We start from the raw sequence: 6,274 nt of genomic DNA, 5'->3' as shown, positions 1-6,274 counted from the left end.
GTCACTTGCGCCGGCTGCAATCCGGGCGTTTGCTGAACAAGTCAGCCTGAAAGGTGGTCGATCATGTATCGACTTGTCGCCGTCCTGGCCACACTGGCCGTCGCTGCAGGCACCGCCTCCACCTTCGCGTCGCCTGCGCACGCCGCCCCGGACCCGCACATGCCCGACCCCCTGCGTGGCTACTGCCCGGGCGGTGGTCTCGGCAATGTGCTGATGGGCGGTTACTGCGACGGGGAGCATTACCCGGACGGATCCTACTGGCACAAGCTGATGGCCGGGGGCGCCTACTCGCTGCCGATCATGCTGCCGGGCCAGAGCGAGCCCGCCGATCTGGGGATGTCGTGCGTGGTCGACCCCGACGACGGGCCGGTTCCGCAGCCGGCGCCTCCCGGCGGGTGCGGGGGCGCGGTGAAATGAGCGACGCACCGCGGGCGTGGTCGGACGACGACGAAGACGGCGATGGTCGCATACGGACGCCTGAGCTGCTTGGCGCTGCGGCGTGGTGCGCATTCGCGACACCGACCCGGCTCACAATCAACGACTCAATGGCCTACGTGGCCCCGGCAGGCTTGGCGGCCGGCGCCCGGACGACCATCGGCACGGCGGGGAAGCACCACGCCATCTCCGAACGCGACTTGCGCAGCACCGCCGTGCCGTAGCCCTTCTTGCGGTGCTCGGGGTGGATCCAGATCCGCACGTCGACCTCGCCGCGCACCAATTCGCCGAACACCATACCGACCTTCTCTCCGGACTCCTCGGCCACGAACCAGGCGGCCTCCTCGTCGTCGACCCGCCGCAGCGCCGCGTTGATCTCGTCGTCGAGGTTGCCGGCCGGTCCGCCGGAGCCGTCGCCGGCGCCCATCTCCCCGGTCCGCACGGCGAAGAGGTCCCGGTCCGTCTGCGGCGAGAACGGCCGCAACTCGAGGTTCTCCCCCGAACTGGCCGGCCGCTCCTTGAGGGTGAAGCTCAGCTGCTTGTTGAGGTCTTCGAGTTCGGCGAGGATCTTCGTGCGTGACTCGATGGTGAGCTGGTCGAACGACATGCCCATCACAGCTTCGGCGGCGGCGCGCGAAGTGTCCAGCAACGCGGCGACCGCCCCGACCGCGGCCGCCTTGTTCTCGGACTCCACCACGACGTCGGCTATCTCGTGCCGGCGCTCGAGGGCGCACAACAGGGCATCTGCGATCTCTCGCCGGGCGGCTTTACGGTCTTGGTCGGTCATTGCACCAGACTAGAACGCCGCCGGCGGTAGCGCCTCAGATCTGCGGCTTCCCAGCTCGAGGAACCGTTGATAGCGGTCCTCGACGGCGCCTGCCCACGCGCGCCGGGGCTCGACGACGCGACCGGTGCGTGCCCAGCGGGCGGCATCGGCGATCGACGTCTCCAGGCCGGCCGCCATCCGGGCCAAAAACGCCGCTCCCAGCGCGGCGCCCTCGGCGACCTCGCAGACCTGCACCTCGCGGCCGGTCGCGTCGGCCACGGCCTGCATCCAGGGCCCGACCCGGGTGCCGCCGCCGGCAACCACCAGGCGCGCCACCGGCGCCCCGCTCAGCTCGATGAGCTGGCACACGACGAAGCCCGACGCCTCGTAGGCGGCCCTGCGCAGCACGGCCGCGTCGTGGGTCAGGTCGAGCGCGTCGAGTACGGCCCGTCGGTCCGGATCGTGGAACGGTGTGCGCTCCCCCCGGAGGTAGGGCGACCACACCGGGACCCGGCGCGGGTCGGTGGCGTCCGCGTCGCCCGGCGCCAGCACGCGATCCACCCAACTCAGGAACAGCCCGCCGGCATTGCTGGCCCCGCCGATCTGACTCTTGCCCGCGGCGGTGTGCGGGATCGTCCACAGGCCGGGCACCTGCCGCGCCTCCGCGACGGTCGCCCACACGATCAGCGTGGTGCCGCACAGCACCAGCACGTCGCCGTCGCGGTCGGCGCCGGCCACGATCTGCTCGCACAGAGCGTCGACGGCGCCGGTCGCCAGCACCGCGCCGGTCTGCCGCAGGCGGCCGGCCGCGGCACCGATGGTCTGCACCCGCGGCATCTGTTCGATCGACGCGCCGCGCTCGGCGCAGGCCGCCGCGTCCCAGCCGGTCCCGTCGAACAGCGGGAATGTCGTTGCCGCGGTGGCGATGTCGATCACCGCCTCGCCCGCCAGCGCGTGATTGGCCACCGCCGGCGCCGGCCAGTACCCGGCCGCACCGGGCGCCCGGGAGGCCGTCCAGCGCAGGAGCTCGGCGGCCTCCCCCACCGCGGGCAGCGGTTGGTTCACCGTCTGCGGGCCCCGCCCCCGGGCATCCCCGTAGAGCAGTCCCGGCGTGACGGGCATGCCGGTGACGTCGACGGCCGTCAGCGACGGCACCATCGCCGCAACGGCGACCGCCCTCGGGTCACGGCAGCCGAGCCCGTCCAGTGCTGCGAGCGGACCCCGCCGCCACGCCTCGTCGGCGTCGTGCTCGAGCCGGTCGGGGGCCGGTACCCGCAACCGGTGTCCGATGCGCACCCGCGCCGTCACACGGCCGTCGGGGTCGGCGGCGACCGCTTTGACCGAGGTACTGCCGATGTCGATGCCTATTGTGACGCCTTCGCGTGACACGGGCGTCACCGTACGCCAGCATTGGGGTTCGTGACGTCCAAACCGCGCGCCCTGGTGACGGCGCCGCTGCGCGGGCCGGGGTTCGACAAACTCCGGCAGCTGGCCGACGTGATCTACGACCCGTGGACGCAGCAGCGGCCCCTGCGCATCTACAGTGCCGAGCAGCTGGCCGAACGGATCGCCGCCGAGGCCGCCGATGTGCTTGTGGTGGAAGCCGACTCGGTGCGCGCGCCGGTGTTCGGCCTCGGTGTGCGCGCGATCGCGTCCACCCGCGGTGACCCCAACAACGTCGACGTCCCCGCGGCCACCGCCGCCGGTGTCCCGGTGCTTTACACCCCGGGCCGCAACGCCGACGCGGTCGCCGAGATGACCGTGGCCCTGCTGCTGGCCGTCACTCGTCACCTGCTGCCCGCGGACACCGATGTCCGCGGCGGCAACATCTTTCGCGACGGCAGCATCCCGTATCAGCGGTTCCGCGGCGCCGAGATCGCCGGACGCACCGCCGGGCTGGTGGGCCTGGGCGCGGTCGGCCGGGCGGTGCGCTGGCGGCTGTGCGGGCTGGGCCTGCGGGTGATCGCCCACGATCCCTACACCGAGGAAGCCGAACACGGTCTCGACGCGCTGCTGGCCGAGTCCGACGTGGTGTCCCTGCACGCGCCGGTCACCGATGAGACCGCCGGGATGATCGGCGCGGCGCAGTTCTCGGCCATGCGCGACGGCGTGGTGTTCCTCAACACCGCCCGCGCGCAACTGCACGACACCGACGCACTGGTGGCGGCGCTGCGCGACGGCAAGGTGGCCGGAGCCGGATTGGACCACTTCGCCGGCGAATGGCTGCCGATCGATCACCCGCTGGCGGGCATGCCCAACGTCGTGTTGACCCCGCACATCGGGGGCGCCACCTGGGACACCGAGGCGCGGCAGGCGCAGATGGTGGCCGACGACCTGGAAGCGTTGTTGTCCGGCGGCACGCCCGCTCATATCGTCAACCCGGAGGTGCTGCGCCCGTGAGGTTTGTCGACAATCCCGAAAGCGCGGTCCTGGACGCCGCCAGAGACATGCTGCGGCGCGGTCTGGTCGAGGGGACCGCCGGCAACATCTCCGCCCGGCGCGCCGACGGCAACATCGTCATCACGCCGTCGTCGGTGGACTATCGCGACATGCGACTCGACGACATCGTGCTCGTCGGCCCGGACGGCGCCGTGCTACAGGCCGCGGAAGGCCGGTTCCCGTCGTCGGAGCTGGCGCTGCACCTGTCCTGCTACCGGGCGTTCGACGACATCGGCAGCGTCATCCACAGCCATCCGGTGTGGGCCACGATGTTCGCCGTCGCGCGCCAGCCGATTCCGGCCTGCATCGACGAGTTCGCCGTGTACTGCGGCGGCGACGTCCGGTGCGCCGAGTATGCAGCCTCGGGCACCCCCGACGTCGGCCTCAACGCCGTCAGCGCGCTCGACGGGCGGGCGGCCGCTCTGATCGCCAATCACGGGCTGGTGGCCGTGGGCCCGCGGCCCGACAAGGCCCTGCACGTCACCGCCCTGGTGGAACGTACGGCGCAGATCGCCTGGGGTGCAAGGGCTTTAGGCGGTCCGGTGGCGATCCCCGAGGACGTGAACGGCAAATTCGCCGCCGTCTACGGCTACCTGCGCACCAACACCTGACCCACCGATTCCCGATCGGTCGCGCGCGACCGGCGCGCGGGCGGTGGAACTCCGGTTCGACGAAACACAGGAGGGCGTGGGCCGGGTGCCGGCTGAGCGAATCCGCCCCTCACGTACTTGAGCTAAAGCGTCGCGGCGGATGTCGGTAACCGCACGGGAGGGCGAGTAACGCCGTCTTGTACCAGAATGACGCAACCGCAGTATCGGAGTTTTTCGTCTGCTGGTGCCGCAACCGAGGTCGAGGACCTTGCCCGGCGGGGTCACTTCGCGACCCTCGGTGATGGCGCGTATCTCCGCCGAGACGGGTGCGTCCCAGATCGGCAGACCGAGCCTGGCCGGGGTGTCGAACAGGATACGACGCGAAAACAGTGGGGCTCCCTACCCGCCGCGCTGGTCGAAGGCCACCTTCACGGCCCCGCTTCGACCCTGGTCGGCAATCGCGAGGAACGCCTCGCGCCACTGCCCCAGCCCGAAGGTGTGGGTCAGCATAGGGCGCAGGTCGACCCGGCCGGCGGATGCCAGCTCGAGGTAGTGGGCGATGGCGTGTTTGCGGACGCCGTCGACCTCCTCCACCCCGAACGCGTTGGAACCGACGAGGGCGATCTCCTTGAAATACGACGGGCTCCACTCCCACCGGCCGGGCGCGTGGACGCCGGCCTGCACCAGCGTCCCCCGGGCGTTGAGAACCCGGACGCCGACCTCGAACGTCTCCGGCTTGCCGACGGTGTCATAGACGACGTCGACCGCGCCGGGGTGGGCCATCGGCAGGCCCTGCAGCGGCCGGCGCAGTCGGCCTCCGCCCCAGTCGACCATTTCCTCGATGACGGCAAGGCGCGGCTCGTGCGCGAGCACCTTGGCCGCGCCGAACGTGCGGGCCAGCTCCGCCTGCGCGGCGAAGCGCGCCACCACCGCCACCGCCACGTCGGGATACAGGGCCCGCAGGATGGCGACCGCGCACAACCCCAGGGAACCGGCCCCGTACACCAGGGCACGGCCCGAGCGGGGCGGCGGGTGGCGCGTGATCGCGTGCAGGGACACCGAGAACGGGTCGGCGAACACCGCCGCCTCGTCGGGCACCGAATCGGGAACCGCGAACAGCATGCCGTCGTGCGCGGGCATCAACTCGGCATAGCCACCGGTCACGTCGGCCGACACCCCGGTATGGATGCCGGGCTTGATGCCGCCGTCGGCGAAGCTCCAGCACAGGCTGTAGTCGCCGTCTTCGCAAGCGGGACAGAGCCTTTCGATGCCGCGCGGAGCGCAGGACAGCCACGGGTTGAGCACCACGCGCTGACCTGCCTGCAGCCCGCGAGCCTTCGGGCCCAGCGCCACCACGTCGGCAACCACCTCATGGCCCATCACCTGGGGGAACGAACAGAACGCGGTCATCGCGTTATCGGCGTCACCCTCGCCGAAGTCCATCAGGATCTGCTTGGAATCCGATCCGCAGATACCGGTCAGCCGGGGCCGAGTGATCACCCAATCATCGCGCAGAATCGTCGGATCCGGCACATGGTGCAGCGCGGTCGGGGTGCGGGCCAGGTTCTGGGTCAGCAGGTTCGCGCCGTCGGCAACCTCGAAGGGCTCCGGCGGCACACCGTAGATCAGCGCCCTCATCGGGACGCCATCCCGGACGCGCCGGCGATGAACGCGTCCAGATCGGCGTTCTTGGCGTCAACGACGGCTTTCATGTCCGGCACGTAGTGCTCGAATCGCCCGCGGCCGAGCGCGTCGATGATGCCGTCGGCCACCACGCCGGCGGGAAACTTGGGCCCCTGATAGAGGGGCTCCTCACTGCCCGGCTGATCCCAGATCTCGGTGTCCGTCGGGCCGGGCTCGATCAGCTTCACCGAGACACCGGTTCCGTGCAGATCCACGGACATCGCCTCGCTCCACCCGCACAGCGCGAACTTGCTGGCGCAGTAGGCGGTTTCGTGGATGATGCCCATCCGGCCACCGACGCTGGACACGTTGACCACCAGGCCCGATCCTCGCGCCAGCATTCGCGGCAGCAGAGCCAGCG

At 71.0% G+C, this 6,274-nt stretch carries 7 protein-coding genes; 3 read left to right on the top strand and 4 right to left on the bottom strand.

What is annotated here, in order from left to right; genetic code table 11:
• Positions 1 to 63 precede the first annotated feature (63 nt).
• Entirely contained in the window at positions 64 to 417 is a 354-nt protein-coding gene (locus AC2VOK_RS04680) for a hypothetical protein (protein WP_428899452.1), read from the top strand.
• A gap of 133 nt (positions 418 to 550) precedes the next feature.
• Here the strand turns inward: AC2VOK_RS04680 and AC2VOK_RS04675 are convergent, their stop codons facing one another.
• Both AC2VOK_RS04675 and AC2VOK_RS04670 read right to left on the bottom strand, forming a co-directional pair.
• Complete coding sequence (locus AC2VOK_RS04675) at positions 551 to 1,222, bottom strand: GNAT family N-acetyltransferase (protein WP_428899451.1); 672 nt, start codon at positions 1,220 to 1,222, stop codon at positions 551 to 553.
• 9 nt (positions 1,223 to 1,231) lie between these two features.
• Complete coding sequence (locus tag AC2VOK_RS04670) at positions 1,232 to 2,590, bottom strand: xylulokinase (protein ID WP_428899450.1); 1,359 nt, start codon at positions 2,588 to 2,590, stop codon at positions 1,232 to 1,234.
• Between the two features lie 30 nt (positions 2,591 to 2,620).
• On the opposite strand from AC2VOK_RS04670, the gene AC2VOK_RS04665 reads away from it, so the two are divergent.
• Positions 2,621 to 3,601, top strand: a complete 981-nt coding sequence (locus AC2VOK_RS04665; RefSeq protein ID WP_428899449.1) for an NAD(P)-dependent oxidoreductase — start codon at positions 2,621 to 2,623, stop codon at positions 3,599 to 3,601.
• Positions 3,598 to 4,251: an L-fuculose-phosphate aldolase gene (locus AC2VOK_RS04660; protein ID WP_428899448.1), complete on the top strand. Its 654-nt coding sequence runs from the start codon at positions 3,598 to 3,600 to the stop codon at positions 4,249 to 4,251. The genes AC2VOK_RS04665 and AC2VOK_RS04660 overlap by 4 nt, the downstream gene beginning before the upstream one ends.
• Positions 4,252 to 4,629: 378 nt before the next feature.
• Here the strand turns inward: AC2VOK_RS04660 and AC2VOK_RS04655 are convergent, their stop codons facing one another.
• Together AC2VOK_RS04655 and AC2VOK_RS04650 are read right to left on the bottom strand one after the other, a co-directional pair.
• Entirely contained in the window at positions 4,630 to 5,868 is a 1,239-nt protein-coding gene (locus tag AC2VOK_RS04655; protein ID WP_428899447.1) for a zinc-dependent alcohol dehydrogenase, read from the bottom strand.
• The coding region (locus AC2VOK_RS04650) for an SDR family NAD(P)-dependent oxidoreductase (RefSeq protein ID WP_428899446.1) at positions 5,865 to 6,274 on the bottom strand (410 nt) is incomplete at its 5' end. The genes AC2VOK_RS04650 and AC2VOK_RS04655, both read right to left, overlap by 4 nt.

The organism is Mycobacterium sp. TH-M116, from assembly GCF_057473685.1.
Note: the sequence above shows the minus strand (reverse complement) of the source record. Positions and strands in the feature narration are given on the sequence as shown.